Annotated in this window: 26 protein-coding genes and 2 pseudogenes; 13 read left to right on the top strand and 15 right to left on the bottom strand. The window is 68.8% G+C overall.

Annotation, left to right across the window (positions count from 1 at the left end):
- Nucleotides 1–83: 83 nt before the first annotated feature.
- The 7 genes from QJ043_RS07250 to QJ043_RS07280 all read right to left on the bottom strand — a co-directional run bounded on the left by QJ043_RS07250 (nucleotide 84) and on the right by QJ043_RS07280 (nucleotide 5,755).
- Entirely contained in the window at nucleotides 84–749 is a 666-nt protein-coding gene (locus QJ043_RS07250; protein ID WP_283712992.1) for a PepSY domain-containing protein, read from the bottom strand.
- A gap of 129 nt (nucleotides 750–878) precedes the next feature.
- Nucleotides 879–1,088 (bottom strand): DUF3791 domain-containing protein, encoded by a 210-nt coding sequence (locus QJ043_RS07255; RefSeq protein ID WP_283712993.1) that lies wholly within the window; start codon nucleotides 1,086–1,088, stop codon nucleotides 879–881.
- A 1-nt stretch (nucleotide 1,089) separates the two neighbouring features.
- Nucleotides 1,090–1,335, bottom strand: coding sequence for a hypothetical protein (locus QJ043_RS07260; protein WP_283712994.1), 246 nt, complete (start codon nucleotides 1,333–1,335; stop codon nucleotides 1,090–1,092).
- Nucleotides 1,332–1,808: a DUF3990 domain-containing protein gene (locus QJ043_RS07265; RefSeq protein ID WP_283712995.1), complete on the bottom strand. Its 477-nt coding sequence runs from the start codon at nucleotides 1,806–1,808 to the stop codon at nucleotides 1,332–1,334. Before QJ043_RS07265 ends, QJ043_RS07260 begins: the two co-directional genes overlap by 4 nt.
- A gap of 169 nt (nucleotides 1,809–1,977) precedes the next feature.
- Nucleotides 1,978–4,344, bottom strand: a complete 2,367-nt coding sequence (locus tag QJ043_RS07270; RefSeq protein ID WP_283722785.1) for a C69 family dipeptidase — start codon at nucleotides 4,342–4,344, stop codon at nucleotides 1,978–1,980.
- Nucleotides 4,345–4,625: 281 nt separating this feature from the next.
- Nucleotides 4,626–4,823: a hypothetical protein gene (locus QJ043_RS07275; protein WP_283712997.1), complete on the bottom strand. Its 198-nt coding sequence runs from the start codon at nucleotides 4,821–4,823 to the stop codon at nucleotides 4,626–4,628.
- Nucleotides 4,824–5,326: 503 nt separating this feature from the next.
- Nucleotides 5,327–5,755: a GNAT family N-acetyltransferase gene (locus QJ043_RS07280; RefSeq protein ID WP_283712998.1), complete on the bottom strand. Its 429-nt coding sequence runs from the start codon at nucleotides 5,753–5,755 to the stop codon at nucleotides 5,327–5,329.
- A 185-nt stretch (nucleotides 5,756–5,940) separates the two neighbouring features.
- Here QJ043_RS07280 and QJ043_RS07285 point away from each other — a divergent pair, with 185 nt between their 5' ends.
- Both QJ043_RS07285 and QJ043_RS07290 read left to right on the top strand, forming a co-directional pair.
- Nucleotides 5,941–6,798 carry a DegV family protein gene (locus QJ043_RS07285; RefSeq protein ID WP_283712999.1) on the top strand — a complete coding sequence of 286 codons (858 nt, stop codon included), beginning with the start codon at nucleotides 5,941–5,943 and terminating at the stop codon, nucleotides 6,796–6,798.
- 153 nt (nucleotides 6,799–6,951) lie between these two features.
- Complete coding sequence (locus QJ043_RS07290; protein WP_283713000.1) at nucleotides 6,952–8,223, top strand: serpin family protein; 1,272 nt, start codon at nucleotides 6,952–6,954, stop codon at nucleotides 8,221–8,223.
- A gap of 129 nt (nucleotides 8,224–8,352) precedes the next feature.
- On the opposite strand, the gene QJ043_RS07295 is transcribed toward QJ043_RS07290, so the two are convergent.
- From QJ043_RS07295 to QJ043_RS09820, 3 genes and pseudogenes are all read right to left on the bottom strand, one after another.
- Nucleotides 8,353–11,361 (bottom strand): response regulator, encoded by a 3,009-nt coding sequence (locus QJ043_RS07295; RefSeq protein WP_283713001.1) that lies wholly within the window; start codon nucleotides 11,359–11,361, stop codon nucleotides 8,353–8,355.
- 3 nt (nucleotides 11,362–11,364) lie between these two features.
- Nucleotides 11,365–12,120, bottom strand: a pseudogene (locus QJ043_RS07300) (extracellular solute-binding protein); the annotation flags it as partial.
- Nucleotides 12,121–12,193: 73 nt separating this feature from the next.
- Nucleotides 12,194–12,424 (bottom strand): annotated as a pseudogene (locus QJ043_RS09820) (hypothetical protein); the annotation flags it as partial.
- Between QJ043_RS09820 and QJ043_RS07305 the strand changes: the two are divergent.
- The 7 genes from QJ043_RS07305 to rsmA all read left to right on the top strand — a co-directional run bounded on the left by QJ043_RS07305 (nucleotide 12,326) and on the right by rsmA (nucleotide 20,217).
- On the top strand, nucleotides 12,326–12,586 hold the full coding sequence (locus QJ043_RS07305) for a hypothetical protein (RefSeq protein ID WP_283722786.1): 261 nt from the start codon (nucleotides 12,326–12,328) through the stop codon (nucleotides 12,584–12,586). The pseudogene QJ043_RS09820 and the gene QJ043_RS07305 overlap by 99 nt on opposite strands.
- A 309-nt stretch (nucleotides 12,587–12,895) precedes the next feature.
- On the top strand, nucleotides 12,896–13,930 hold the full coding sequence (locus QJ043_RS07310) for a glycoside hydrolase family 5 protein (RefSeq protein WP_283713002.1): 1,035 nt from the start codon (nucleotides 12,896–12,898) through the stop codon (nucleotides 13,928–13,930).
- Entirely contained in the window at nucleotides 13,927–14,796 is an 870-nt protein-coding gene (gene rsmI / locus QJ043_RS07315) for a 16S rRNA (cytidine(1402)-2'-O)-methyltransferase (RefSeq protein ID WP_283713003.1), read from the top strand. Before QJ043_RS07310 ends, rsmI begins: the two co-directional genes overlap by 4 nt.
- Before the next feature lie 121 nt (nucleotides 14,797–14,917).
- Nucleotides 14,918–16,897: a BMP family ABC transporter substrate-binding protein gene (locus QJ043_RS07320; protein WP_283713004.1), complete on the top strand. Its 1,980-nt coding sequence runs from the start codon at nucleotides 14,918–14,920 to the stop codon at nucleotides 16,895–16,897.
- Nucleotides 16,894–17,532, top strand: a complete 639-nt coding sequence (locus tag QJ043_RS07325; protein ID WP_283713005.1) for a metallophosphoesterase family protein — start codon at nucleotides 16,894–16,896, stop codon at nucleotides 17,530–17,532. Before QJ043_RS07320 ends, QJ043_RS07325 begins: the two co-directional genes overlap by 4 nt.
- Before the next feature lie 179 nt (nucleotides 17,533–17,711).
- Nucleotides 17,712–19,355 carry a methionine--tRNA ligase gene (metG, locus tag QJ043_RS07330; RefSeq protein WP_283722787.1) on the top strand — a complete coding sequence of 548 codons (1,644 nt, stop codon included), beginning with the start codon at nucleotides 17,712–17,714 and terminating at the stop codon, nucleotides 19,353–19,355.
- A gap of 7 nt (nucleotides 19,356–19,362) precedes the next feature.
- Nucleotides 19,363–20,217 carry a 16S rRNA (adenine(1518)-N(6)/adenine(1519)-N(6))-dimethyltransferase RsmA gene (rsmA, locus tag QJ043_RS07335; protein WP_283713007.1) on the top strand — a complete coding sequence of 285 codons (855 nt, stop codon included), beginning with the start codon at nucleotides 19,363–19,365 and terminating at the stop codon, nucleotides 20,215–20,217.
- Nucleotides 20,218–20,277: 60 nt separating this feature from the next.
- On the opposite strand, the gene QJ043_RS07340 is transcribed toward rsmA, so the two are convergent.
- The gene (locus QJ043_RS07340) at nucleotides 20,278–20,535 is read right to left on the bottom strand and encodes a hypothetical protein (RefSeq protein WP_283713008.1); all 258 of its coding nucleotides are present in this window, start codon (nucleotides 20,533–20,535) and stop codon (nucleotides 20,278–20,280) included.
- 134 nt (nucleotides 20,536–20,669) lie between these two features.
- Here QJ043_RS07340 and QJ043_RS07345 point away from each other — a divergent pair, with 134 nt between their 5' ends.
- Both QJ043_RS07345 and QJ043_RS07350 read left to right on the top strand, forming a co-directional pair.
- A complete protein-coding gene (locus tag QJ043_RS07345; RefSeq protein WP_283713009.1) occupies nucleotides 20,670–21,041 on the top strand; it encodes a hypothetical protein in 372 nt (123 codons plus the stop codon).
- Nucleotides 21,038–21,517, top strand: coding sequence for a type II toxin-antitoxin system VapC family toxin (locus QJ043_RS07350; RefSeq protein WP_283713010.1), 480 nt, complete (start codon nucleotides 21,038–21,040; stop codon nucleotides 21,515–21,517). Before QJ043_RS07345 ends, QJ043_RS07350 begins: the two co-directional genes overlap by 4 nt.
- A gap of 8 nt (nucleotides 21,518–21,525) precedes the next feature.
- Here the strand turns inward: QJ043_RS07350 and QJ043_RS07355 are convergent, their stop codons facing one another.
- Entirely contained in the window at nucleotides 21,526–23,418 is a 1,893-nt protein-coding gene (locus QJ043_RS07355) for a RecQ family ATP-dependent DNA helicase (RefSeq protein ID WP_283713011.1), read from the bottom strand.
- An 88-nt stretch (nucleotides 23,419–23,506) separates the two neighbouring features.
- Nucleotides 23,507–23,746, bottom strand: coding sequence for a hypothetical protein (locus QJ043_RS07360; RefSeq protein WP_283713012.1), 240 nt, complete (start codon nucleotides 23,744–23,746; stop codon nucleotides 23,507–23,509).
- Nucleotides 23,747–23,903: 157 nt separating this feature from the next.
- Between QJ043_RS07360 and QJ043_RS07365 the strand changes: the two genes are divergently transcribed.
- Nucleotides 23,904–24,623 (top strand): AzlC family ABC transporter permease, encoded by a 720-nt coding sequence (locus QJ043_RS07365; protein WP_283713013.1) that lies wholly within the window; start codon nucleotides 23,904–23,906, stop codon nucleotides 24,621–24,623.
- Nucleotides 24,620–24,949 carry an AzlD domain-containing protein gene (locus QJ043_RS07370; protein WP_283713014.1) on the top strand — a complete coding sequence of 110 codons (330 nt, stop codon included), beginning with the start codon at nucleotides 24,620–24,622 and terminating at the stop codon, nucleotides 24,947–24,949. Before QJ043_RS07365 ends, QJ043_RS07370 begins: the two co-directional genes overlap by 4 nt.
- 4 nt (nucleotides 24,950–24,953) lie before the next feature.
- On the opposite strand, the gene QJ043_RS07375 is transcribed toward QJ043_RS07370, so the two are convergent.
- Together QJ043_RS07375 and QJ043_RS07380 are read right to left on the bottom strand one after the other, a co-directional pair.
- The gene (locus tag QJ043_RS07375; protein WP_283713015.1) at nucleotides 24,954–25,739 is read right to left on the bottom strand and encodes an alpha/beta hydrolase; all 786 of its coding nucleotides are present in this window, start codon (nucleotides 25,737–25,739) and stop codon (nucleotides 24,954–24,956) included.
- A 119-nt stretch (nucleotides 25,740–25,858) separates the two neighbouring features.
- Entirely contained in the window at nucleotides 25,859–26,959 is a 1,101-nt protein-coding gene (locus QJ043_RS07380; protein ID WP_283713016.1) for an alpha/beta hydrolase, read from the bottom strand.

The raw sequence follows: 26,959 nt of genomic DNA on the forward strand, positions 1-26,959 counted from the left end.
CATCGGCGCGTCGCCTTTCACGAGCGTGGCCCCTGGGCACATCGGATGCCTAGGGGCCACGGTGCTTCTCTGCCGTTTGTCGCTCAGTCGCGGTCCTGCTCGTGGCTGATCACGGCGCCGGTGGTGGCGTTGATCGTGCACTCGTGCTCCACGCCGTTGACTCGGAAGGTCACGTCGTACTCCTGCACGCCGTCGTCAGTGTCGAGCTTGACCTCGGTGAACGTGACCTTGTCCACCGAGAACCCCGCATTCTCGGCCGCGATGGCCTTGGCGGCGTCCTGGCTGATGACGCCGGTGCTCGGAGCAACGCTCGTGCTGGCGGCGTTTTGCGAGGTGGTCGCGCCCGTGCTCGTGGCGGTGTAGGTCTCGTTGTCCTTCTGGAGGATCTGGCCGCTGGTGGCGTCTATCTCGTAGTCGTGCTCGGAGTTGGAGGTCGTGAAGTCGACCTCGTACACGTCCACGCCGTCGTCGGTGGTGAGCACGCACTTGGTCACCGTGACTTGGTCGGCCGTGAGGCCGGCATCGGAGAGCGCGACGTCGAGCGCCGCGTCCTCGCCGATGAGCGTGTTCTGGGTGTTGGAGTTGGTGCCGTTGGCGTTGGAACTGGCGCCGTTGTTGAGCTGCGCTTGCTCGGTGGAGGAGACGGCCTGGCGGTTGGGCCACGAGCAGCCCCCGAGCATCACGGGCGATGCGACGAGCAGGGCAGAGAGGGCCCAGGCAGAGACGGTGCGGGCGGTGGACTGGCGCATGGGTGCGACCTTTCGACGTGCATGGATGTGTTGCGGTATATGCCCACCGCCCACGTCGAAATGGGACATGACCCGTCGGTTTTCTCCCACCACACAAAGGGTCCCAGCGCTACTGAAAGCGTACTGGAGCTACGGTCGCGCCAGTCTCTCCGCCACGATGGCGTCGATGTCCTCGTAGGCGTTTTCGAGCCGCTCCACGTGGTAGATCTCGTACATATCAAAGATGAGGCCGTCCACACCCAAGCTCTGCCACTGCCGCAGGACGTCCGGGGCGGTGCGGCCCCGATCCTCTGCATAGTGCTCTAACAGATAGGCGAAGAACGCCCCCTCTTTGCTCATGTCACAGCTCCCGGATATAGGCGGAGCGACGAGGATCGCCGGTGACCTGCTCGGCCTCCCAAAGGTCCAACAACACCAGCGGGCTCTCGCGGTAAAGGAGCGTTTCCTTGTCCAAGAGCATTTGGTAGGTCTTGGAGTTGAGGAAACGCGCGAGCGCCTCGCGCTCGGTGAAGCCATATTTGTCGACGAGAAGGTCGGTCACCTGCTCGTCCAAAAAGCTCAGGAACTTGGCTGTCGGGCGGGTCATAGGGAATTCGCCCCCGAGAAGGTCAGACATGCCAGGGAGCGCTCCGAGCAGAACGCGTACTGGTCCGTCAGTTTTTGTGGGAGCAGGAGCTGGATTGCAATCTCGCGAGGAAACGTGCCGGCCATGTAGTCGTTGATGACCGTGAGGGTGGTGTCGTTGGCAACAGGGCCCGCCACGATGTCGTAGCCATGGGCACCCAGCGTTTCTTTGCGGTTCCCCACCACGAAGTCGAGCCACGCGCCGTCTGGTTCCTCAAAGCGCAGGACGTCCAGCTCGTCCCAGCTTTCATCGCTCAGCTGATAGGTGCACACCGTCGGCGACCCGCCGCGCCGGCGAGCCACGGATCGCGCCCATCGCTCTGCTTGGCGCAGGTCAGAGGTCACATAGAAGCCGCGTCCAAAGTCAAGGGCGCGTTGATGGGGGAGCAGACGCGGCCGCTCCACAGCAAGGTTGCTTCCGTGATAGAGGTCCATCGCGCTCCCTTCTTGGGTTCAGTGTAGCGCGAGGGCCGGTGCGCCAAGGCCTTGCTGCGCATTGTCGACTCTGGCCGGTGAGGCGCTCGATCGCGTCATCACACAAAGGGCCCGCCGGCGAACCGGCGGGCCCTGAAGGGTCGTGCGATGGGGCCCACCTCGAGCGGGACTACTCCTTCTTGGATGCGAAGCGCAGCCCGCAGCCCACGGCCAGCGCCAGCGCGCCGGCGCCGACGATGGCGATGATCGTGGTGTTGTTCGTGAGCGGGTCACCGGTTTCGGGCGTGCGGCTCGAGGACTTGCGGTTCGTCGAGGTCGTGGCGGGCGCCTTCTGCGCCGTGTCCTTCTTCGTCGTGTCCTTGTGGGCCACGGCGTAGGTGGAGAACCGGCTCGCCGAGAAGGTCACGGTGTGCTCGGCGCTCTTGTAGGTGGCTTCGTGGTCCTGAGCTTCCAGGTCGTGGACCGAGAGCACCGAGAAGGCGCGCGTGGTGTTGCTCGGCGCCTTGAGGCCCTCGTGCAGGGCCAGGGTGATCGTGAGCGGGTCGGTCAGCTCGCTGATGGCGCGGCTGTTGCACTCGTTGCCGTCCGCGTCGGTCTCTCGTAGCGTCAAGGCCAGGTCGAGGTAGTCGATGCCGGTGGGGTTCTTGGCCAGCTTCGTGAGGGCGCTGACCTCGCCGCTCGCCACCGTGGCCTCGTCCAGCTCGTTCACGGTGAGGATGAGCGAGAAGTCGTGGCCCTCCTCCAGGCGCGCCCGCTCCTCGTCGGTCAGCAGTGCGCTCACGTCGTCGAGGGACGCGGTCGCTCCGGTCACGACGTCGCCGTACGTGCCGGCAACGGCGATGGCAGAGGACGCGGTGCCGGGCTCGACGGGGGGCTCAGGATCGGGCTTCTCCTCGGGGATCACAGAGGCGGCGTAGCCCAGCTCGCTCACCAGGCCGCCGGTCTCGGCGTCATAGTCGCTCGCCACGAAGGGCTCGCTCTGGTCTCCGGCCAGGTACTCGCGCACCTCCTGCAGCACGCCCTCGCACTTGACCCAGGTGCACTCGGCGGCGGCATTGGCGGCGTCGGTGGCGAACTTCTCCCACTGGTCCTCGGGGAGGCTCGTGAGGTGGGCGCCCACCTGGGCGTGCTCCTCCACCAGCGCCTGCTGCACGGCGTCCAGATAGGCGCGCAGCCCCGTGGCCACGTTCGCGCGGTTGTTGTAGGCGAGGTCGTTGAGGTCGATCATCACAAAGGGCAGGTAGTTGTCCCACTCGCCCGCCTGCATGGCGGTCTTGACGTCGGCGTTGTCGCGGTCGTAGAAGTTCTCGCCGATGTGCGTGGGGTCCATGTCCAGTTTGCCGTAGCGCCAGTTGACGTCCGTGAGCAACGCGGAGTAGGTGGGGATGGCCACGGAGAACTCGTCGCGGCTGAGCGCGGTCCACTGCACGGTCGCCACGCGGGGGTCCTGGCCGCGATGGATCTCGAAGATGTGGGTCTCGGCGGAATCGTCACGGCCAACGCCCGTCAGCGCGGAGTACTCGTTGGCATCCAGGTCGCCACTGCCGCGGGCCGCCAGGGCGCGGATCGCGTCAAAGGTGGTGTAGTCGGAGCGCCCGGGCACAAAGAACATCAGGGCGTTGCGGAGGCTCGTCACCTTGTGGGTGGTCTCGTCGAGGGTGTAGTCCACGCCGTCCAGGGCGCCAAAGTACTGGCGGCCGATCAGGAAGCGGCTCGCGGAGCCGAGGCTGTCCGGGTCAAAGTAGGTGAGCATGACGTCCGGGGTGCCGTCCTCCTTGTGCTGGAGGATGCAGGTGCCGTCGGCGTCCGTGAGGGTGGCCTCGTCCACGATGTTCTTGGAATGGAGGACGTTCGGGTCGCTCAGGTCCACGTCAAAGTAGAGGCCCATGTTGGGGTTGATGGAGGCCATGTCCTCGGGCAGTTGCACCGCGAACCACTGGTGGCCGGAGCACACGCAGAGCAGCCAGGACTCGGTGCTGTCGTTGATGAGGATCTGATCAGAGGAATAGGCGCCGTGCTCCTCCACCAGGCTGCCGATGAGCTGGACGCCCTCGCGGGCTGTCGGACTCTCTCCCAGGATGATCGACGCGTAGTTGTACTCGCCGATGCCGGAGTCCTCGTTGAAGGGGTCGACGTCGGAGACCGTGTCGCGCGGGTACATCGACAGGGTCGCGGAGCAGCTCACGCCCTTCTCGTTGATGCCGGCCGCAGAGTAGGCCTCGAACTGCGGGACGCCGCCGTTGTCCTCGTCCAGCCACTGCCCAGAGTGGTCGCGCGCGTAGGTGTAGCGGTAGGTGGGGCCCTCAGAGGTCCAGGTGAAGCCGTTGGAGTCCCAGTTCTCGTAGCTGGTGTAGGTCCAACCGTTCTCGTGGGCGGGCTCGACGCCAAAGATCTTAAGGTAGCGGCAGGCCCAGTCCTCGACGCGGCCGGCGTACCAGGTGTTGGCGTCCGCCGTGTACGCGTCCGGAATCCAGAGCTGCGTGCAGGCCTTGGCCGGGCCGGGCGAGCCGGTCAGCACCAGGGCCGATGCCGCCAAGGCGACAACACCGCGTTTGAGCCAGTGAGCGAAACGCATCCTTCTCCCATCTCCCGTGGTTTCAGACGTGTTTCATACTAGCTTTCCTAGGCAGAAATCCAGGGAGCTGTCGGCGAGCAGACGCATCTTTGTCACTGAGCGCCGTCGCCTTGGGAGCCCCGGGGAAGGAAGCCCGTGCCCTCCGCCGTGCGCCGCAGGGTGGACGACGCCCGCTGCCGCATCATCGCGCTTGACCTTGACGTCGCGACCGGCAAGGAGTGCGTGGAGCTCCTCTGTCAGCTTCAGACCATCCGGAACCTGGGCTTGGGCTCCGCGACCCGGCATCCCTCCGGCGCCTCCACCGTGTGCAGGTAGCCGCACGCGGGGCAGCGGTCGTACGCGACGTTGGGATCCAGCGTGGGCCGGACCTGGAGGTGCGCCTCGTGGGACTCAGGGCACAGGCGCTTCTCCCGGCTGCGGCGCTCGAAATACGGGGTCATGGAGTGGGGCTCCTTTCGCCGGCTGTAAGAACCCTGATTGTGGACGAAACCGCCGGCTCCGTCGCCATTTGTTGCAGCCCGTTAACCCAAGGTTCAGGTCGGCATAAAACACGCAACGTGAGACAGTCTTGAGAGACAGGACTGTCTCACTGGCTCTCGATCCTTGGGGTCCGGGTTCGGGGCGAATCGAGGCCCCGACGTGTGCGCTGCACAAGTGTGCGAGATCGGAAAACGCGACTTGTGCCACGCACGGAACAAGAGGGGAGACCTGTGCGTGACACAAGTCCCCCAGCCCGGAAAAGACAATCTGTGCGCGGCACCTGTTGAACTCTCCGATCAGGACAACCTGTGGGCGGCACAAATCCGGCGTCCTGACATGTGCGGCGCACAAGTCTGTCGCCGCAACCTGTGCGTGGCACGAGCCCATGACTGGGCCGGATCCCGACCTGGTGGGCGACCAGGGCACCCGGCTCGACGCCGGCCGCAAGGGCAACATCGCTCGATCACTCGGCCTCAACGGAGGGCGAGCGCTCGCCCAGCTTCTTCATAAAGTAATGGTGCGTGTGGCCCTCGGGCGCCGGCAGCACGGCCGCCTCGGTGTATCCCAGCTTGTGGTACAGCTCGGGCCCCTGGAAGCTGTAGGCGTCGAGCATGATGCGCGACATCCCGGCCTCGATGGCCTGCTCCTCCAGGTGCTCCATCAGCGCCGTGCCGAGCCCCTGACCCCGGTGCCCCTCGTGCACGTAGAGGTAGCGGACCTCGAGCAGGTTGTCCGAGGACTCGGCCACCACGCCGCCCACCAGCCGGTCGTCCTCTTTGGCGGCGTAGCTGAAGTCTCGGAGGTCGCGCATCGCGGCGGCGCCATGCTGCCCCCGGAGGGCTCGTTCGCGCCCCTCGCCGCTGGTGGAGACGATCTGCACGGTGTCGCTCATGGCTGCCCCTCTCGTGGGCTCGGCTCTTTCTGAAACGATAGCCCAACGAGGGGAGTCGTCCAGGAGCCGCCGCAGGCCGAGCGACGGCCGTTGTGTGAAAGTGAATGAGATTCACTGAAGATCTGCTAGGGTGCCAAAGGTTCACTATGAGAACCATCGACGCTGCTCCCGATGAAAGGACATCCTTGGCTACCCGCATCATCACCGATTCCGCGTCCGACCTCGTCTGCGACCGCCCGGAGGTCTCGGTGGTTCCGATGACCATCACCTTTGGAACCACCACGTATCGTGACGGCGTGGACATCGACACGCGGCGCTTCTACGAGCTGCTGATCGAGGGAGACGACCTGCCCACCACGTCGATGATCGCGCCGGGGGAGTGGGACGCCGCGTTCGCTGCGGCCGTCGACGCCGGCGACGACGTCGTGTGCGTCACGATCTCCTCCGAGCTGTCGGGCACGCACCATTCGGCGACCATGGCCGCCGCTGCCTATCCTGGCCGCGTCTTTGTGGTGGACTCCCAGAACGTGACCGTGGGCGAGACGGTGCTGGTGCACCGCGCGCTGCAGCTGCTGGACGAGGGGCGCTCGGCGGAGCAGATCGCGGCGCAGCTCGAGGCCGAGAAGGGCTCCGTGCGCCTGGTGGCGCTCGTCGACACGCTCGAGTACCTCAAGCGCGGCGGGCGTGTCTCGGCTGCGTCGGCGGCCGTGGGCGGCCTTCTCTCGATCAAGCCGGTGCTCGCCGTGCGCGACGGGCGCGTCGAAGTGATCGGCAAGGCGCGCGGCTCCAAGAACGGCCACAACCTGCTGGTCAAGGAGATCCAGGACGCCAACGGGGTGGACGTGTCGCGGCCGCTCGCGCTGGGCTACGCGGGCTTGGACGACACGATGCTGCGCAAGTACGTGCAGGACGCGGGCTGGCTCTGGGAGGGGCTGGTGCAGGAGCTGCCGGTGCATCAGGTGGGCGCGACGGTGGGCACGCACGCCGGCCCAGGGGCGATCGCGGTGGCGTTCTTCGCCGCCGAGCCCGATGAGACACTCTAAAGAGACGAGATCGTCCCACCCCGGGTCAGTGAGACAGTCTAAAGAGACGAGATCGTCTCACTCCTGCGCGCCATGCGCCCCGCTCGCGGGTCTCTGCTCGCGCTCCCCTTTGCTCCCGGTATCATGAAGTCGTGAACCAACGAAGGAGCGGCCATGAACATCACCCGTCGCGCAGCGCTGGCGCTGGCCCTGACTGCCCCGCTCGTCGGCTGCGCGCCTGCCGACGACGCGCCGGAGGCCCTGGCCTCCACCGTCCTTGCCGAAGCCAAGGAGCCGCAACAGGCGGCGGCCGCCCCCTCGGACGAGGCCGTCGCCGCCTTCTGCGGTTTCGCCCGCGACCTGCTCCTCCAGCTTATGGCCGAGAGCCCCGGCACAAACGTGGTGTGCTCGCCCGTGTCGGCGTTGTTCGCGCTCGGCCTGACGATGCAGGGCGCGAGCGGCGAGACCCTGGCGCAACTTGAGACGGCGCTTGGCCTCACGCAGGCCGAGGTGCTCGACCTGTGCGCCGCCCTTCTTGCGACGGCCCCCGAGCACGAGGGTGTGAGGGCGGCCAACGCCGCGTGGGTCTCGGAGCAGGCCGGCGCAGGGATTTCGCCGGACTTCCTCGAGCTGGCGGCCCGGGACTTCTCGGCCAGCGTCTACTCCGCCCCCTTCGACGCCACCACGGTGGCCGACATCAACGCGTGGGTCCGCAACGCCACCGACGACAAGATCGAGCGGATCATCGAGCAGCTCCCCAGCGACAGCCAGCTTGCGCTGGTCAACGCCCTGCTCTTCAAGCAGGCCTGGGCGGAGCCCGTGGACGCGGCCAAGCTCGCGGACGGTGAGACCTTCACGGCTGCCGACGGCTCCACCAGCGAGGTCACGATGATGGGTCTCGGGCGCCAGGGCTGGCGCGACGCCCCCGGGCTCTATGGCTTCGCAAAGTACTACGAAGACGGAGGCTTCCAATTCACGGGGCTGCTCACGGAGGACGAGGGCCAACCGCTTGAGGACGCGCTCGCCCCGCTGGGCGACGCCCAGCTCGCCGCTTGCTTCCAGGGCCGATCGATCACCGATGACTGGTACGAGGCCGACGCGTACCTGCCCCGGTTCTCAGCTTCCCTCTGGACATCCCTGGTGGACGCGCTCCAGGCGCTCGGCGTCACGGACGCGTTCGATGGTGGCCGGGCACAGTTCCCCGGCATTGCCGAGGGACTGTTCATTGGCCAGGTTCAGCACGCGGCGACCATCGACGTGGACGAGGAGGGCACCGAGGCCGCGGCCGCGACGGCAATCGCGATGAACTCTTCCGCCTCGGCCACTCCTGACCAGCCCATCGTTCGAGAGGTGCGCCTCGACCGGCCATTCTTCTACGCGGTCGTGCACGCGGACAGCGGCGTGCCATGGTTCCTCGGCGCGAACGTGACGGGTGAGACATTCTAAAGAGACGAGATTGTCTCATCCCCGGGACAGTGAGACAGTCTAAAGAGACGAGATCGTCCCATCCCCGGCGAGTGAGACACTCTAAAGAGACGAGATCGTCCCACCCCCCCGGCGCGCGGTCGCTCGCGGCTACTTCAGCGCCTCGCGGCGGTTCTCGCGCGCCTGCTCCAGCACGTCGCCCAGGCACTCCACTTGCACCGGCTTCGCCATGTGCGCGTCCATGCCCGCCTCGCGGGTGGCGCGCACGTCGTCGGCGAACGCGTTGGCCGTCAGCGCGATGATCGGTATCGTCTGGGCCTCCGGGTGCGAGCAGGCGCGCATCGCCCGCGCGGCCTCGAGGCCGTTCATCACCGGCATCTGCACATCGAGCAGGACCGCGTCGTACTGGCCTGGCTCGCTCGCCGCGAACGCCTCGCTCACGAGCTTGCCGTTCTCGTAGACGTCCACCGTGGCGCCCTCCATGTCGAGCAGCTCCTCGAGGATGCTCGCCGAGAGCGCGTTGTCCTCCGCCGCGAGGAACCGCAGGCCGTCGATGGGCCGCGACCCCTCCGGCTCCGCGTTGCCCTCCTCGATCTCCACGAGCGTCTGGCGCAGGTTCGCCATGAAGAACGGCTTGGACATGAAGCCGTCCGCCCCGTGCTCGCGGGTCTTCACGACGTTCGCGTCGTAGGCCGAGAGGATGATGATCGGCACGTCCGGCTCGAGGATCGAGCGCAGGCGCTGCGCACAGTCGGACCCCGTCATGCCCGGCATCTTCCAGTCGAGGATCACGAGGTCCCAGGGCTTCTCGCCCGGTGCCCGTTGCGCCGCTTCCACGGCCTCCTCGCCGGAGGCGCAGCCCTCCACCGCGACGCCGAACACCCGGAGGGCGTCCGTCACCTCCGCGCGCGCCACCGCGTTGTCGTCCACCACGAGCGCGCGCCGGATGCCGCGCGCGGCGAAGAACGCGGCCGTGTCCTCCTTGTGGGGCTCGCGCAGGTCGAGGTCCACCGTGAACGTGGAGCCCACCCCGGGCTTGCTCTCTACCTTCACGAGACCGCCCATGAGGTCCACGAGGTTCTTCGTGATGGCCATGCCGAGACCGGTGCCCGGCACGCGGTTGGTGGTGGAGTTGACCTCGCGACTGAACGGCTCGAAGACGTGGTCCACGAACTCCGGCGCCATGCCGATGCCGTTGTCCGTCACCACGAAGCGCAGATGCACGGCGCCGGGGGTGGTGCTCGGCAGCTGCTGGATCTCGAAGCAGACGCGGCCGCCCTCGGGCGTGTACTTGACCGCGTTGCCGAGCAGGTTGAGCAGCACCTGGTTCAGCCGCAGGCGGTCCGCCACCACGGTCTCGGTGCGCAGGCCGCGCGTGCGCATCACGAAGGTCTGGTTCTTGGCCTGGGCCTGTGGGGCGAGGATCGTCGAGAGGTCCTCGGCGAGCGACGCCACGTCCACCTCGGAGAGGTTGAGCGAGGCTGCCCCGCTCTCGATCTTCGACATGTCGAGCACGTCGTTGATGAGCGACAGCAGGTGCTGGCTCGATGCGCTGATCTGGCGCGTGTGGTCGAGCACCGCGTCCTTGTCGCCGCCGTCGCGCTCCAGAAGGCGCGTGAGGCCCATCACGGCGTTCATCGGCGTGCGGATGTCGTGGCTCATGTTGGAGAGGAACGTGCTCTTCGAGGCGTTGGCCGCCTCTGCGGCGTCGAGGGCGCTCTTGAGCACGGCCTCGTTGCGGTGCTCCAAGGTGCGGTCCGAGAGGACCACGATGGCGCGCTCCTCGCCGCCCACCTCCGTGCGGTAGTACAGGTCGCTGAACCAACGGCGCTCGCCGGTCATGTCGTTGCTGCGCTGGCCCGAGAAGCTCAACGAGCCTCCGGGTGGAATGTCGCGCAGGCTCTTGAGCTGGCGCTCGTCTCCCACCGGCGGCAGTGCCCAGACGCTCTTGCGCACGGCGTCCTCGGGGATCCCGATCAGGCGCTCGACGTTGGGGCTCACGTACTCCACGCGGCGGTCGTCGAGGGAGAGCATGAGGAACACGTCGTCGGTGGTGGTGGCGAGCGTGTTGAAGAGCTTCTCCCGGTAGGCTGTCTCCTTCTGCTCGGCCTTGACGCGCCGCCGGTACAGCGTGACGACGGCGGTGTACACGAGCGCGAGGCCGATGGCAACGGCCACAAAGAGCAGCAGGTACGTGGACGTGTCGAGCAGGGTGTCCGCCTGGCTCGTAATCGCGTCGTCCGGGATGATCGACACCATGTCCCAGTTCTTGGTGCCGGCGATGGGCACGTAGGCGAAGACGTACTCCTTGCCGCTGAGCGTGAGCCTGATGGCCCCCTCGCGGTTGCCCGCCAGGCTCGCGCGGAACTCGTCCAAAAGGCCCGCGTCGTTGCCCTCCATCGCGAGCACCTCGAAGATGTTCCGGAAGGTGTGGTTGGAGTTGCGGTGGCGCGAGCGCACGAGGATGTCGCCGTCGTCGTTCACCACGTACGAGAAGCCCTCCTCGTCGAAGAAGCTCATCGTGAACTCCTTCGCGACGGTGGAGGTGGGCACGCCCTCGTAGACGAGGCCCGGGGTGCCGTCGGCGAACGTGAACGCATGGTAGTAGAGGATGACCCGGAGGCCGGTGTGGTCGCCGATGCGCGGCTCGAGCACGCCGCTGCCAGAGAGGGAGCGGTACTCCTCGAGCGACTCCTCGGAGAGCGGGATCGTGGCGTCCTCCGAGGCGACGATCAGCTCGCCGGTCCTCAAGTTCACGGCCCCGAGCAGGTCGCCGTCGAGGTCGAAGGTGCCGAGGGCCGACCGGATGCCCTCGAGGTCCGTGGAGGCGCACTTCTCGAGCGACGCGCCGAGCACCTCGATGGTCTCGACGTCCTTGGTGAGGTAGACCTGGAACGCGCGGGCGTTCTGGGAGGTGATCTCGAGCGTGTCCTCCACGGTCTGGCGCCAGAGGGCCGAGCGCATCGTGGAGAGGTACGTCATGCCGGCAACGATGAGCGTGGCGGCGGCGAGGACGCCGAGGAGCCAGGGCGCCATCGGCGAGAGGCGCGAGCGCTTGCGGCTCGGCCTACGTTCCTGGGCAATGCGGCGCCCGTTGTCGGCCTCGGCAGGGGGCGCGCCGATGGTGCGGTCGGAGATGGCGTCGTCGCAGGTCCCCATGGCTCACCGTCCCTCGAGGGTCGCCTGCAGGACGGCCTCGGCCTCGTTCACCGTGGCGCCCGAGCACAGGCTTGCGCACGCCTTGCGGAGGGCGGTGTCCACAGGCACCGTGAGGCGGTAGTCCGACGCGATCACCACGCGCCCCGCCGCGAGCGTCTCCATGCAGGGCGCCAGCGTCTCGTCCGCGAGCGTGCGCGTCTCGCCCTCGATCGGGGAGAAGCTCGTCTGGGTCTCGCAGAAGTCCCAGACCACGTCGGGGTTGCAGAGGTGCTCCATGAACGAGAGGGCGTCGGAGGTGTACTCGGACGCGGCGTTGACGGCGATGCAGTTGTTGACGTCGGTCACAAGCACCGGACCGTCGTCGGCCATCGGGTGCGCGACGATGGTGAACGTCATCTCGGGGGCGTCGCCGGACGCGCGTGGGCTCATCCACGAGGCGGCCGCCATGAAGGGGCGCTCGCCGGAGCAGAAGAGCTCGAGGTCGTCGGCGGTCTGCTCGGTGACGAGCACCTCGGCGCCGTCCACGTAGCCGCGGTCGAGCAGCTCGCGCACGCGCGCGAGGCCCGGACGGAAGAGGGCGCAGAGCCCGGGGACATCGTCGTTGTAGGCGCGGATGACGTCGGCGGCGTCCGGGCGCTGGTACACGGGCAGGAGCGTCGCGGCGAGGACGAGGCTCCGGAGCGACGCGCTGTTGTTGCACACGATGGGCCGGCCCTCCGCGCAGCCGAGGGTCTCGCAGGCGGCCAACAGCTCCTGCCAGGTGGTGGGGGGGCTTGACGTCCTTCTCGGCCAGGAGCGTGCTGTTGCAGTACAGGCCGTAGGCCGAGATGCAGGTGGGCACGAGCCACACCGACCCGTCCGGGTTCGTGAACTGGGTGCGCGCGTCCTCGGTGAAGTTGGCGAGCCCCTTCACACCAGAGAGGTCGAGCAGGTCGCCCTCGGGGCCCATCTCGATCACGCGGTCGTGGTCGATCATGAAGAGGTCGTCCAAGTGTCCGGTGGCGCGGCGCCGGTCGAGGGCCGTCCAATAGGGGTCGCCCTTGATGCCCTCGTACGTGATCACGACGTCCCGATGCGCGTCCAGGTACTCGTGCAGGGTGTTCTCCATGGCCAGCAGGTTGAAGGTGCCCGCTTTGTTGCCCACGAACGTGAGGCGCCGGGGCTCGGTCTCTTCGTCGGTGTCGAAGTTGAGCACGCGGCCCTCGGCCTCGGGCGCACAGCCTGAGAGCGCCACGGTGAGCTCCGCGCTCGCTGCGACGGAGGCCAGGCCGAGCACCCCGGTGAGGAGGGCTCTCCGGGTGATCTGCTCCATGGGGCGGTCCCTCCCGAGACGGACGCCGCATCGACGCCCCATCGTGGTTTCAGGTTATTTACAAGGGAGATTGTCCCAAAGGGGGGTCGGACCCGTCAACTTGCGGCTGCCGGCCCCGTAGGTTGCAGTCCCGTCATGAGAGCCGGCGGCTGGTCCGGGCACAGGACGGGGAATGATAGGTTGGAGCACAAGGGGCTGAGGACGACAGGGAGGGCCCGTCTCGTGGAACTGGGAACCGTGCACGGCGTGAATCTGTGTGGCTGGTTGGTGCTGGAGTCCTGGGTGACGCCCTCGCTCTTCGCCTCGACGGGCGCCTTCGACGAGGAGGGGCTGCGCCAGGCGGTGGGCGATGAGCGCTACGCCCAGCTGGTCGACCAGCATCGCGAGCGCTTCATCACCGAACAGGACTTCCGGGGCATCGCGGCCCGCGGGTACAACGCCGTGCGCCTGCCGGTGCCGTGGACGGCCTTCACGGAGAAGGCGGACGGCACGCCCTCCACGCTGGACTACGTGGACCAGGCCTTCGATTGGGCGGAGCTCGCCGGCATCAAGGTGCTGCTCGACGTGGTCGTGGACCCGGACGGTGCCGCCAAACCGGGCGAGCAGGTGGAGTACATCGCCACCACGAGCCGCTTCCGCCCGCGGGTGATCGGCGCCTCGACGTCGCTGGCCGAGCGGTACGCCGGGCGCTCGGCGTTCCTGGGGATCGAGCCCCTGAACGAGCCTGTGGTGCAGAAGCGCACCGGCCTCACGATGTCGGCCGGCGTGCCGGTGCACGTGCTGCGGAACTTCTACCGCGACTGTTACGACGCGATCCGCGCGGCGGCGGGGTCGAGCCCCGTGGTGGTGCTCTCGTGCGCCGGGCGGCCGGACCTGTGGAACGGGTTCATGGCGTCGTCCCACTATCGGAACGTGTGGCTCGACCTGCACCTGTACCATTACGGCCAGTCCGTCGACGGTGCGGGCCCCGCCGGGGCGCGGAAACTTGTGGAGCGCTCCCGGCGCGACATCGCGCGGGCCCGGCGCAGCGGGCTCCCCGTCATCGTGGGCGAGTGGTCGAGCGCGCTGCCGGTGAGCGCCGCGACGTTGACGCCCGAGGGGCTCTCGGCGCTCGAGCGCGTGTACGCGGCCGCGCAGATCGAGGCGTTCCGCTCCACCACCGGCTGGTTCTTCCAGACCTGGAAGACGGAGGCCAAGCTGAGCGCCTGGGACGCGCGCGTCGCGCTCTCCAGCTTCGAGCGCGGGATGTTCGATTGAGCGCCAGCGTGCGGGTCGGCGCCCCGGTCGGGCGGCTGCTCGTGGTGGGGACCCCCATCGGGAACCTCTCCGACCTGTCGCCGCGCGTGGGCGACGCGCTTGCGGCCGCCGACGCCGTGCTCTGCGAGGACACGCGCGTGACGGGGAAGCTGTTGAACCATCTAGGGCTGCGGAAGCCGCTCGAGCGTTGCGACGAGAACGTGATTGGGCGCCGCTCGGAGGGGCTCGTGGAGCGCATGTTGGCGGGGGACACCCTGGCCTTTGCGAGCGACGCGGGCATGCCGGGGGTGAGCGACCCCGGGCAGGTGCTCGTGGACGCGGCCCTCGACGCCGGCGTGCCGGTGGAGGTGGTGCCGGGGCCGAGCGCCGTGGTGTGCGCCGTCGCGGCATCGGGGCTTCCGTGCGCGAGTTTCTTCTTCGGAGGCTTCCTGCCGAGAAAGGCCGGCGAGAAGGCCTGCCGCTTGGAGGCGCTCGCAGCGGTGCCGGGCGCGCTCGTGTTCTACGAGTCGCCGCACCGCGTGGCGGACACGCTCGCCGCCGTTGCGGAGCGGTTCCCGCTGCGCCGCGTGGCGCTCGTGCGCGAGCTGACCAAGGTGCACGAGGAGTGCCGCCGCGGCCTGGCGCCGGAGCTGGCCGCTGCGGTGGCTGCGGACGAGGCCGAAGGACGCGCGGTGCGCGGCGAGTGCGCGATCGTGGTGGAGGGGCCCGTGGCGGGGGAGTCCGCGCCGGCAGAGGAGGACCCGGGCGCGGTGGCGGCCGAGCTGCTGGGGGAGGGGCTCTCGGCGTCGCGGGCCGCGAAGGAGCTGGCGAAGCGGTGCGGCATGGCCCGCAGCGACGCCTACGACCTGCTTCTCTCGCTCAAGTGACCCATCGCGCCCAGAGCGGCCCCGTCTCGTGTTCTGCGTGGGCCAGGTGCCCGCCCGCAGGTGGCGCGCCCGTCCGCCGGGTATCTTCTTGTCCGGCATGCCACCTTGGGAAGGGATTCCTGTGAGCGAAAGCTACAACCGCGCCCGCAAGCTCGGCCTCAAGCAGTTCCATCGCGACGAGGTGGCCGGCGCCTTCCCGTACCCGCCCGCCCTCGACGACCTGCTCGAAGGCCAGGGGCGGCTCCCCCGGGTCCACGTCGGCACCGTGGAGCTGGACCCCGCGCTCGTCGTCGGCACCAAGACCCGCGCGCGTCAGAACATCTTCGCGAGCAACTTCCTGCCCATCGCGCCCGAGGGCTCCGAGTTCGCCACCAAGTGGTCGGCCCTCTGCGAGTCGCAGCTGGAGGAGGGCACCCGCGAGCCCATCGAGGTCTTCGAGTATCTGCAGCGCTTCTACGTGCAGGAGGGCAACAAGCGGGTCTCGGTGGCCCGCTACCTCGGCTCGCCCACGCTGCCTGCCAAGGTGGTCCGCGTGATGCCGGCCGAGACGGACAGCCCCCAGGCAAAGGCCTATCTGGAGTTCACGCGGTTCTATTCCGTGGCGCGCATCTATGGCATCGTCCTCACCCACGAGGGCGGTTACGCGCGGCTCGCCGAGCTGTTCGGCGAGGACCTCGAGCACCGTTGGCCCGACGAGAAGCGCGACGCGCTGCGGCGCCTCTTCTCGCGCTTCTCCAAGGCCTACGGCGAGCATGCGGACGACGTGGGCCTCACGGCCGGCGACGCGCTGCTCGTGGCGCTCAGCGTGTGCGGCCTCGATGAGCTCTCGCGCCAGCGGCCGGCCCAGCTGGCCGAGACGGTCGAGCGCCTCCGCGGCGAGTTCGCGGCCCTCTCCGGCCAGGCGAGCGTGGCCTACCTCGAGGACCCGGACGCCACGCCCGACGAGCCCGGCGTCATGGAGAAGCTCGTCTCGTCGCTGCGGTCGTTCTACTCGGTGTACCAGTCCGCCGTGGAGGGGCCCACCAAGGTGGCCTTCGTCTACGACCAGAGCCCGATGACGTCCCGCTGGGTCGCCGCCCACGAGGAGGGGCGCCACGACCTCGAGCGCCGGCTCGGCGATCAGGTGGAGACGTTCGCCTATCCGAGCGCCTACGAGGACGACGACTTCGACGCCGTGGTGGCCGACGCCGTGGAGCGGGGCGCGTCGCTCGTCGTGACCGTGAGCCCGACCCAGATGGCGCAGACCCTCCGCGCCGCCGTGAAGTACCCGGACGTCGAGTTCATCAACTGCTCGGTGAGCCTCTCCCACGACGCGGTGCGCATCTTCTCGGGGCGTCTCTACGAGGCGAAGTTCCTGCTCGGCGCCCTGGCCGCGGCGATTTCCAAGGACCACCGCATCGGGTATGTGGCGGAGTCGCCGGTGTACAACTCCGTGGCCGAGGTCAACGCGTTCGCGCGCGGGGCCGAGATGGTGGACGCGCACGCGCTCGTGTACCTGGAGTGGGTGGAGGAGGCCGGCAACGACCCGCGCGAGGCCTTCGCGAAGCAGGGCATCAAGGTGGTCTCCGGCCACGACTTCCCCGACCCGCTGCACCCCGAGGAGCCCTGGGGCCTCTGGTACGACGCGGGCGACGGCCTCGACATCCAGCTGGGGGCGCCGGTGTGGAACTGGGGCCTCTATTACGAGAGGCTCGTGCAGTCGCTGCGCAACGACACCTGGCGCGCGGAAGGGGAGCGGCTGCCGGCCCAGACCCTCAACTATTGGTGGGGGCTCTCGTCCGGCGTCGTGGACGTGCACGTGGACGAGGACGTGCCGGAGCCCCAGCGGCGCCTCGTGGAGCTGCTCCGCCAGGGCGTGGTCTCCGGCACGGTGGACCCCTTCTCCGGCGAGCTGCTGAGCCAGGAGCGGCCGATCCAGCCGGAGGGCTCGCCCCGGCTCCCGAGCGAGGCCATCGCCCGCATGGACTGGCTCGCCCACAACGTGGCGGGCCACGTGCCGCCCACGGAGCTGCTCACCGAGGGTGCCCGCCGCGCGGTCGAGGTCAACGGCGTCGCGGAGTCCGTGCTCGGCGAGACGGACGAGGGGGGCGATCCGGCATGAGGGTGCTCGCGCTCTCGGACACCGAGGTGCCCTGGCTGTCGCAGTGGTACGACCGCAGGCGGCTCGACCGCTACGACTTGATCGTCTCGTGCGGGGACCTGTCGCCGCGCTACCTGTCGCGCATCGCGACGCTCTCCCGGGCGCCGCTCCTGTACGTGCGGGGCAACCACGACGCGCGCTACGACACGGAGCCGCCGGAGGGGTGCTGGCCCATCGAGGACGAGGTGGTGACCTACCGCGGCCTGCAGGTGGCGGGGCTCGGCGGGTCGCTGCCGTACAACGACAGCGTGTGGGGCTTCTCGGAGCGACAGATGGCGCGGAAGGCCGGGAGGCTGGCCCGGCGCGCCGAATGGGCCGGCGGGCTCGATCTGCTCGTGACCCACGCTCCGGTGCGGGGCTATGGCGACCTCGACGACCTGCCGCACCAGGGGTTCGAGGCACTCGGCGCGTTTTTGGACCGGGCGCGCCCGCAGGTGATGGTGCACGGCCATGTGCACATCGAGTACGGGCGCGTGGCGCGCGAGCTGGCGCATCCGAGCGGCGCGCGCCTGCTCAATGCCTGCGGCTTCCAAGAGTTCGAGCTGGAGCCGAACGAGCGGCAGAAGGTCTGGCGCAAGCCCGCCCGCATCGGCTGACCCTGGACGCTTCGGAGAGAGCCCTTTGTCCACGCCTGGACGCTTCGGAGAGAGCCATTTGTCCACGCTCTGCTCGGGTGCAGCGTGGACAATAAGCTTTGACGCAAGCGTCCACGCCCGTCTCGGCCGCCGGGCTACAATGGCTCCCGGACAACGACCCACCTCGCAAAGGACCGCCCATGGACCACGACCACGTGCAACCGAGCTACTACATCACCACGCCCATCTACTACGTCAACGCCGCGCCCCACCTGGGCACCTCCTACACCAGCGTGATGGCCGACGTCCAGGCGCGCCTCCGCCGCGCCCTCGGCTACAACGTGCTCTTCCTGACCGGCACCGACGAGCACGGCGAGAAGGTGGCCGACGCCGCCGCCGAGCACGGCATGTCCCCGCAGGAGTGGTGCGACTCGCTCGTCCCGGCCTTCAAGGACCTCCTGACGATGCTCGACATCACCAACGACGACTTCATCCGCACCACGGAGGAGCGCCACACGAAGGCGGTCCAGCACCTCTGGAACGTGATGCTCGAGAACGGCTACGTCTACAAGGGCAGCTACGACGGCTGGTACTGCGTGCCCGAGGAGACCTACTTCACCGACACCCAGGTCCGCCACGCCGACGAGGAGCGCGGCACCGAGGGCCAGCACCTCTGCCCCGATTGCGGCCGCCCGCTTGAGAAGCGCTCCGAGGAGAGCTGGTTCTTCAAGCTCAGCGCCTTCCAGGAGCCGCTGCTGGAGCTCTATCGCACGAACCCGCACTTCGTGGAGCCGGAGATCCGCCGCAACGAGGTGGTCTCGTTCGTCGAGGGCGGGCTCAACGACCTCTCGATCAGCCGCACCACGTTCGACTGGGGCATCCCGCTGCCCTTCGACGGCAAGCATGTGACCTACGTGTGGTTCGACGCCCTCATCAACTACATCACGGCCGTCGGCTACGGCGTGGACGCCGAGGAGTTCGCCTACCGCTGGCCCGCGAACGCGCACCTCGTGGGCAAGGACATCATCCGCTTCCACTGCGTGATCTGGCCGGCGATGCTCATGGCGGCCGGCCTCGAGGTGCCCGACGAGGTCTTCGCCCACGGCTTCCTCACGGTCAAGAACGACGAGACCGGCGAGGTCAAGAAGATGTCCAAGTCCCTCGGCAACGTGATCAGCCCGGAGACCGTGGTGGATCTGCTCGGCGTGGACGGCTACCGCTACTACTTCATGACCGACGTGAAGCCCGGCACCGACGGCGCGATCAGCTGGGGCCGCATGGAGCAGGTGTACAACACGGACCTCGCCAACAGCTGGGGCAACCTCGTCTCCCGCACGCTCAACATGAGCGCGAAGTACTTCGACGGCCGGACTCCCGTGCTGCCGGAGGGTTGGGACACCGAGGAGAACCCGCTGTCCGCGATCGCGGACGGCCTCGTCGACCGCTACGTGGAGAAGATGGGGCGCTTCGCCTACGACGAGGGCGCCGCAGAGGTCATGGACCTGGTTCACGCGGCCAACGGCTACATCGAGGACATGCAGCCCTGGGCGCTCGCCAAGGACCCGGTCAACGCCGGCCAGCTTGCCCGCGTGATCGGCAACCTGCTCGAGGCCATCCGCATCTCCGCGCACCTGCTCGCCCCGATCATGCCGCGCACGAGCCCCGAGGTGCTCCGTCGCATGGGCGCCGAGGCCGAGGTCGGCCGCGACCTTCGCGAGGCCTGCTCGTGGGGCCAGCTGCCGCAGGGGGTGGAGGTCACCAAGGGCGACGCGCTCTTCCCGCGCCTGGTCTCCGACGACAAGGCGCAGAAGGGCGACAAGAAGAAGGCCGCGAAGCAGAAGTAGGGGCGCCATGCACTCACCGCTCGCAACGCCGACAGCCACGAAGGCCGTGCTCCAGAGGCACGGCCTTTTCACCAAGCATCGGCTCGGACAGAACTTCCTCGTGAACGACGCCGTCATCGGCAGGATCCTCGGGCTCGCCGAGCTCACGCCCCAGGACGTGGTGCTCGAGGTGGGCCCCGGCATCGGGACGCTCACCTGCGCCCTTCTGCCGCAATGCGCGGCGGTGGTGGCGGTCGAGATGGACCCGGACCTGCCGGCGGTCCTCGCCGAGACCTGCGCGCGGGACTCCGAGAAGCTCACCGTGGTCCCCGGCGACGCGGTGCGGCTCGTGCCGCGGGCCTTTTTGGACTTTTTGGACGGTGCCGCGCCCGTGCCCGACAAGCTCGTGTCCAACCTGCCCTACCAAGTGGCCGCGACGATCGTCCTGAAGACGTTCCAGGAGCTGCCGAGCGTGGATCGCGCCGTGGTGATGGTGCAGCGCGAGGTGGCCGACCGCATCGCTGCCGGGCCCGGCACCAAGGCCTACGGCGCGTACACGGCAAAGCTGCGGCTGTTCGCGCGGGTCACCGGGCGGTTCGAGGTGGGGCCGGGCAACTTCTTCCCGCCGCCGCGCGTGGACTCGGCCGTGGTGCGGCTCGACCGCGCGATGCTCGTGCCCGAGGACGAGGCGCCGTCGGTGTGCGCCGTGATCGACGCCGCGTTCGCCCAGCGCCGCAAGACGATCCGCAACTCGATGGGCGCGACGGGCTTCGAGAAGGCCCGGCTCGACGCGGCGTTCGAGGCCTGCGGCATCAGTCCCGCCTGCCGCGCGGAGACGCTCGCCCCGGAGCAGTTCGTGGCCCTGGCCCGCGCCCTTGCCTGACCGCAGTCGCGGGTCGGCGCCAGCGGCCACGGTCGGCCCTTTCCACCAGGCTCGGGAGGGCTAGCCTGCCACTTTCGCCTCCACGAACCATCGGGGGTTCTCGTAGAAGAGGTAGGTGTCGTGCCCGCGCACCCGCACGGTGTAGCGCAGGCCGCCGCCCCCACAGCGGAAGGAATGGGCCTGTCGGCGGTCCAGCACCCGTTCCACGTCGAAGCGCTGGCCGTCCCACCACTGCACCCACAGGGGCGTGACCTGCCCCTGCGGATCCGTGTACGACCCCACTTCCACATAGCGCTTGGCTCGCGCGCCGTCGTCCATAGAAGCCTCCGCCGGTAAGGAACGTGCGTTTGTCCCTATCCTAGCGCAGAGAGGAACGAATGTTTTCATTCTAGGGAATTCCACCTCGAAAATGCTATACTGAGCATCGTGGCGTATAGCACAGGAGGGTGTCCATGGCTGCGGTGCAGATGAACGTACGGTTGGATCCCGGGCTGAAGCGGGCCGGCGATCATGGTCTGGAGCTCATGGGATACACGCCCACGCAAGCGGTGCGCCGCCTATGGGAGCTGGCCGCCTCCGCCGAGCAGGACACGACAGTCGCAGGGGAGCTCCAACGGCTGCTCGGGCCGACCGAGCAGTCGGTGGCCGAGACGCGCGCACGGGAGTGGCTGGCGCGCGACCGATGCCTGCGAGCGGCGGTCAACGAGCTCCGTTCGGCAAGCCGTGGCTCCTACGATTACGAGGCTCTCAGGGAGCACGCAGCCCTCGACCGCTTGGAGCAGCTGGGCTATGGCGCAGCAACGGGGGAGGGGGCGCAGCTGTGACGCCCCCTCGTCTTCTCGTCGACACGAACGTGTGGCTTGACCATTATCTGGCGCGCCTTCCTCGCCAGCGAGCGTGCACGGCGTTTCTCACGGCGGCCGCCGAGGGCCAGGCCGTGCTTCTGGTGACCGCGTCTGTGCTCAAGGATTTGTACTACCTGCTGAGCGTCCAGCTCAAACGCGACATTCGGTCCGAGAAAGGCCAGGTGAGCGAGGAGGACGCCCTCGCAGTTGACGAGCTGGCCTGGGCTTGCACGAGGAACGCCCTGGAGCTTGCCTCCGTGACGCCGGTGGGTGCGATGGACGTATGGGACGCGTTCACGCTGAGGGCGGCGCACCCCGACTTCGAGGACGACCTGCTCTTGGCCGCGGCGCGGTCCGCAGGCGCCGATGCGATTGTCACCGGGGATCGCAAGTTGGCGCAGCATGCTCCGGTTCCGTGCCTCACGCCGGAGGAGTGGCTCGAGAGCCGTCGCTGAGCCCAGGCTCACCCGGCCCAGGAACACACGGCCTCGAGCAGCTCCTCGCCATAGGCGTCGGCCTTCGCCTGTCCGATCCCGCGCACGTCGAGCAGCTCCTCCATCGTTGTCGGGCGGCGCCGTGCCAGGTCCTCGAGCGTCGCGTTGCTCGCCACGATGTACGCGGGCTTGTCGCCGGCCAGCTCGCGCCGCACCTCGCGCAGGTGCTCGAACAGCGCCTGGTCGTCGGCGCCGAGGCCGGAGCCCAACACCCGGGCCGTGGCGTGCGACGATGGCGCGCCGGTTCCGCGCCGAGGTGCCGGCGCCGCGAGGAACGGCGCGCGCTCGCGCATGGCCTGCACGCCGGCGTCCGTCAGGTACAGCACCGGCAGCGCCGCGGCCGTCTGGGCCAGCAGTCCCCGCTCGCAGAGCAGGTCCAGGAGCCGCTCCACCTCGGCCTTTGGCAGGTGGCTCAACAGGCCGTAGGTGGGCAGCCGGTCCAGCCCGCGCTCCAGTACGTCGGCCGAGCGCGAGCCGAGCAACACCGCGGCCACGCGCCCGCGCCCCTGCGCGCGCCGCTGGTTCTGCAGACGCGCCACACAGGAGAGGGCCTTGAGCGCGTCCTCGGTGCGGTCCTCGTCGGCCACGTGCTGCTCGGCGCGAGCGGCCGCGGCGACGCAGGGCCCACAGGCCTCCACGTGGGCGTCGCAGCGTTCCGGCGCCTTCTCGCCAAAGTAACCTAGCAGCGCGTGCCGCTTGCACCCCTCGCCCACGGCGTACAGGCGCATGGCCTCGAGCCGCGCGTACCCGCTGGCCAGCCGCGCCTGTTCCGCCGCCGGGTCGTCGCAGCCCTCGCTGCCGTGCTCGATCAGGAACCGCTGCGTTCCGAGGTCCGCCTCGCGGAAGAGCAGCACGCACTCCGCCGGCGTGCCGTCGCGTCCCGCGCGGCCGGCCTCCTGGTAGTACGCCTCGACGGACTGCGGCATCGCCGCGTGCAGCACGTAGGACACGTCGGACTTGTCGATGCCCATGCCGAACGCGTTCGTCGCCACGACGCAGCAGGCGCGGTCGTGCACGAAGTCCTCCTGCGCCCCCGTGCGCTCCTCGGCCGACATGCCGCCGTGGTACCGTGCCGCACGGACGCCCGACGCCCGCAGCGCCTCCCACAGCGCGTCCACCTGTTTGCGCGTGGCGGCGTACACGATGCCCGAGCGGTCCTGGCGCTCCTTCACAAAGCCCACCACCCGGGCGTCGCGTTCCTTGCCGGTGCGCGGCCGCTCCACCGAGAAGGCCAGGTTGGGCCGGTCGAAGCTCGCCACCACGCGCAGGGGGTCCTTGAGGCCGAGCGTCCGCACGATGTCCTCGCGCACGCGTTCGGTGGCCGTCGCCGTGAGCGCGGCGATGGGTGGCCGCTCACCGGCCCCGTCGGTGGCCAGACGGTCCGCAAAGCCGCGAATCCGCAGGTAATCGGGTCGGAAGTCCATGCCCCACTGCGAGATGCAGTGCGCCTCGTCCACGGCCACGAGGGGGACCGGCCCGGAGCGCAGCGCCCGCACCAAGCGCTCGTCGCCGAGCCGCTCCGGCGCCACGTACAAAAGCCTCAGCCCGTGGCCGACGCGTGCGAGCACCTCGTCCTGCTCGGCCGTGCCGAGCGTGGAGTTCAGGTACGCCGCCGCGACGCCAGCCTCCTGGAGCGCGGCGACCTGGTCCGCCATGAGCGAGATGAGCGGGCTCACGACCACGCTCGTGCCCGTCTCGGCCATCAGTGCCGGGATCTGGTAGCACAGCGACTTGCCCGCGCTCGTGGGCATCACCGCGAGTGCGTCGCGGCCGCTGGCCAGCGCGCCCACCACGTCCTCTTGATGCGGCCGGAAGGCGTCGAAGCCAAAGACCTGTTTGAGCACCACCGCTGGGTCGGTCACGGCACCTCCGATACGGACGACAAAGGCCGCGCCTCGCGACGCGGCCTTTGAGTCTATCCCAGCGGTTGTGAACGGGTGCCTCGGGCCCTCACGCGAAGGTCCATCGACCGTCGGGCCCTGTCCACGCGGTGCCCACCCAGCTGTTGGCGCAGTAGGAGCCCTTGTTGCTCAGGCGGTAGTCGGTGAACCAGTGGCTCCGACCGGTGGGCGCGGCGTCGTCGTGACGTCCGGGCCGGGGGAGGAACGTGCGAGGCTGCGCGCCGCGAGGGTGCGCGGCGACCGGTGCGTCCGTCTGAGGTCCGGACGCGCAGAAGACCGACTCAGTCATGGTGCCCCCTCAGGTGAGTGTCGATATCCCATGGCATCAGAATAAGCTCAGATACCAGTAGGCAAACTGATTTCACAAAAAGGAAGAGACAACCTCGAGGGCTCCGGTGGCTGCGTTAGGATGGAAGGCCCTGAACGTCGAGCCAAAAGGAGGGTCGGTGACGGAGGAGCCACAGCGCAGGGGCGTTGCCAGCGCCGTCAAGCGGGCGTTCCCCGTGGCGCTGCCGGTGATGCTCGGCTACCTGGTCATCGGCGTGCCTGCGGGCATCCTCGAGGGAACCGTCGGCATCGCGCCGGCCGAGGCGTTCCTGATGAGCGTGACGCTCTACACCGGCGCCGGCCAGTTCATGATTCCCAACCTTGTCATGGCCGGGCAGTCCGTCGCCGCCATCGTCACGTCCGTGTCCTTGGTCAACACACGGCAGATGCTGTACTCGGCGGCGTTCGCGCCGTGGTTCAACGGCGCGCCGAAAGCCCTGACGGCGCTCTTCTCGGCGACGGTCACCGACGAGTCCTTCGGCGTCAACGTGGGCCGGTTCGACAGCGGGGACTGGGACTGCGCGAGCGCCACGGCGGTGAACATCCTCTCGATGCTCGCGTGGGCCTGCGCCAACGCGGTGGGCGCCCTGGTGGGCGACGTCATCTCGCTTCCCACGGACGTGGCGTCGTTTGCGATGACGTCCATCTTCCTCTGCCTTATGCTGTGCCAGGACCTGACCCGCGCGAACGTGGTCGCGGCGGCGGCCGCGATCGTGGCGACGGTGCTCTGCAAGTGCCTCGGCCTCGGGTCCATGGCGATCATCACGGGCGCCGTGCTGGGCGTGGCGCTCGGGCTCGTCTGTGGCGGCGACGCCGAGAAGGGCGGTGAGGCAGCATGACCCAGCAGGAGTTCTGGATCGTCTACCTGTGCTGTCTTGCCACGATGCTCGTGTGCCGCTGCGTTCCGATCTTCGTGCTCAAGGGCCGCGAACTTCCGCCTCGGGTGTCCCAGGCGCTGTCGCTGATCCCGCCGGCCGCCTTTGCGGCGCTCGTGGCCAACGACCTGTTCCAACCAGGGCTGTGGGCCGAGAGCCCCACGCGGGCGTTGGTGCCGCTCGCGGCCTCGTGCCTGGTGTGCGGCGTGGCGGTGAAGACCAAGTCCCTGGCCCTTTGCGCCGTGGCGGGCGTCGTGGCGTACGCGCTGCTCGGTCTGCTGCCGTTCTAACGGACTAGTCCAGCGAGCCCTCGTTCGCCCGGGCGCCGCCCGCCAGCCAGTCCAGGCCCTCTTCCAAGTGTCCCTGCACGAAGTTCCAGCTATGGATTCCCCGGCGCTCCTCGAACTGCACGGACGCGCCCTGCTCGGCCAGGCACTGCGCCATCGCGGCGTTGCATCGGGCAAGGGAGTCGTCGGCCCCTACCAGCATCTTGAAGGCGGGGAACAGGTCGCGGCCGGCCTCGCGCCCCAGGCGCTCCGCCAGCCAACGGGGGTTGAGGTCCGTTGCGCGCTTCTCCTCTCGCGGCTCAAAGAGGCGCAGCTCCCCGGCCATGTCTCCGGGCTCGTCCTCTTCAAAGAAGTGGCACGCCGCCGAGAACACGAGCGCCTTGGAGTACAGCTCCGGCCAGAGCAGCGCTGCGCGCAGCGCCCCGTAGCCGCCCATCGAGAACCCGCCGACAAACGTGTGCTCGCGGTCGTTGGCCACGGGAAACAGGTCGCGCATCAGCTGCGTGACCTCAACGATGTACGCGCCATAGTCGCCCTGGGGGCCTCCGGCCACACCGGGCTCGATCCAGAAGCCGTTGTCACCCTGGGGCATCGCGACCGCCAGGTTCCGATCGCAGGCCCATCGCTCGATGCGCGTGTTGTACAGCCAGGTGTTGCAGTTCCCCTGGAGCCCGTGCAGCAGCACCACGAGCGGGTACGGCGGCACACCCTCCCGGTCGAACGGGAGCACCACCTTGAGGGGCATGTCGCGGCGCATCGTCGGGGACTTGTGCTCGATGGTGAGGACGGCCATGGGGCTCCAATCCGATCGGGGTTCTCAAGAACCATAACGGTGCGCGCCGGTAACCACGAACCGGCGCGCACCGACCGCGAGCAGGCGCTCGTTCCCAAGCCGGGCGCCCGCAGGGGGTCCTACAACTGGGCTACCTGGTCGGCGATGTCCAGGCACAGCTCCTCGGCCTGGGGCTCCGCGCCGAAGAGGTCCAGGAACCCGTGGTCGACGCCCTTGTAGAGGACGTACCGGGTCGGCACGCCCGCTGCTTGGAGGCGCTTCGCCAAGTGCTCGGCGCCGGGGCGCAGGTAGTCGTACTCGGACACCGCCACCGTGGTGGGCGGCCACGCCCCCAGGGCGTCCTCGCTGGCGTACACGGCCGAGACGAGCGGGTCCTTGAGCGACGTTCTGCCCTGCACGTAGAGGCTGTCCTCCGCCGTGCCATGGCAGCTCTGCTCGATGCGCCGAATGCGCGAGTAGGCCAGCTCGCGGTCCTCGTCCGCCACGGGGTAGAGGGCGTAGGACCACTCGTAGTCCGTGAGCTCGTCCACGTTGGACATGTCGGCGCCCGGGAAGACCAGGTACACCCCGTGCACCAGGTCTGGCGCGCTCAACGCCACGGCGCTCGACAGCGAGCCGCCTGCGGAATCGCCGGCCACGAGGATCCTCCCGGCATCGGCGCCCAACTCACCGGCGTTGGCGCGCACCCAGCGGATGGCCGCGAGGGCGTCCTCGATCGCGGCCGGGAACGGGCACTCCGGGGCCAGCCGGTACTCCGGGAACACCACGAGGGCCCCCGAGACTTCCGCCAGGTACCGCATCTGGTTGCGGTAGATGCGCTCGGAGCCTGCCGTGAAGCCGCCGCCGTGCAGGAACACGACCACCGGGGCCGGTGCGGGCGCACCGTCGCGGCGGTAGGTGTAGATCGCGATCCGGTGCGTGCCGTCGATGTCCACGATGCGCTCGCGGCGTTCCACGGGGTGCTCGCAGAGGTCGGCCGGCTGCTTGTCGGGGCGCCAGCGCTCCTCGGCGAGCCCGCTGCCGCCGGGCTGGGCCGCCCGGGCCTCGAACATGGCCTTCTTGCGGGCGGCCACCTCCCGCACGCGGGGGTCGAGCACGTGGTTGCGGTCGTCGTCGGGGATGGGCTTCACTATCACATCGACTTCCGGGCCGGCTTCGACGTGCTGCTTGTCTCGGATTCCCTGCACGAGGGCGCGGTCGTAGCTTCGCTGGTCGGTCAT

It is taken from the genome of Kribbibacterium absianum (assembly GCF_030067705.1).
Taxonomy (GTDB): Bacteria; Actinomycetota; Coriobacteriia; order Coriobacteriales; family Atopobiaceae; genus Kribbibacterium; species Kribbibacterium absianum.

Excerpts from the sequence above, each read along its gene's own strand:
- QJ043_RS07250 (WP_283712992.1), bottom strand. The coding sequence starts at position 749 with ATGCGCCAGTCCACCGCCCGCACCGTCTCTGCCTGGGCCCTCTCTGCC.
- QJ043_RS07255 (WP_283712993.1), bottom strand. The coding sequence starts at position 1,088 with ATGAGCAAAGAGGGGGCGTTCTTCGCCTATCTGTTAGAGCACTATGCA.
- QJ043_RS07260 (WP_283712994.1), bottom strand. The coding sequence starts at position 1,335 with ATGACCCGCCCGACAGCCAAGTTCCTGAGCTTTTTGGACGAGCAGGTG.
- QJ043_RS07265 (WP_283712995.1), bottom strand. The coding sequence starts at position 1,808 with ATGGACCTCTATCACGGAAGCAACCTTGCTGTGGAGCGGCCGCGTCTG.
- QJ043_RS07275 (WP_283712997.1), bottom strand. The coding sequence starts at position 4,823 with ATGACCCCGTATTTCGAGCGCCGCAGCCGGGAGAAGCGCCTGTGCCCT.
- QJ043_RS07280 (WP_283712998.1), bottom strand. The coding sequence starts at position 5,755 with ATGAGCGACACCGTGCAGATCGTCTCCACCAGCGGCGAGGGGCGCGAA.
- QJ043_RS07290 (WP_283713000.1), top strand. The coding sequence starts at position 6,952 with ATGAACATCACCCGTCGCGCAGCGCTGGCGCTGGCCCTGACTGCCCCG.
- QJ043_RS07295 (WP_283713001.1), bottom strand. The coding sequence starts at position 11,361 with ATGGGGACCTGCGACGACGCCATCTCCGACCGCACCATCGGCGCGCCC.
- QJ043_RS07325 (WP_283713005.1), top strand. The coding sequence starts at position 16,894 with ATGAGGGTGCTCGCGCTCTCGGACACCGAGGTGCCCTGGCTGTCGCAG.
- metG (WP_283722787.1), top strand. The coding sequence starts at position 17,712 with ATGGACCACGACCACGTGCAACCGAGCTACTACATCACCACGCCCATC.
- rsmA (WP_283713007.1), top strand. The coding sequence starts at position 19,363 with ATGCACTCACCGCTCGCAACGCCGACAGCCACGAAGGCCGTGCTCCAG.
- QJ043_RS07340 (WP_283713008.1), bottom strand. The coding sequence starts at position 20,535 with ATGGACGACGGCGCGCGAGCCAAGCGCTATGTGGAAGTGGGGTCGTAC.
- QJ043_RS07345 (WP_283713009.1), top strand. The coding sequence starts at position 20,670 with ATGGCTGCGGTGCAGATGAACGTACGGTTGGATCCCGGGCTGAAGCGG.
- QJ043_RS07360 (WP_283713012.1), bottom strand. The coding sequence starts at position 23,746 with ATGACTGAGTCGGTCTTCTGCGCGTCCGGACCTCAGACGGACGCACCG.
- QJ043_RS07370 (WP_283713014.1), top strand. The coding sequence starts at position 24,620 with ATGACCCAGCAGGAGTTCTGGATCGTCTACCTGTGCTGTCTTGCCACG.
- QJ043_RS07375 (WP_283713015.1), bottom strand. The coding sequence starts at position 25,739 with ATGGCCGTCCTCACCATCGAGCACAAGTCCCCGACGATGCGCCGCGAC.
- QJ043_RS07380 (WP_283713016.1), bottom strand. The coding sequence starts at position 26,959 with ATGACCGACCAGCGAAGCTACGACCGCGCCCTCGTGCAGGGAATCCGA.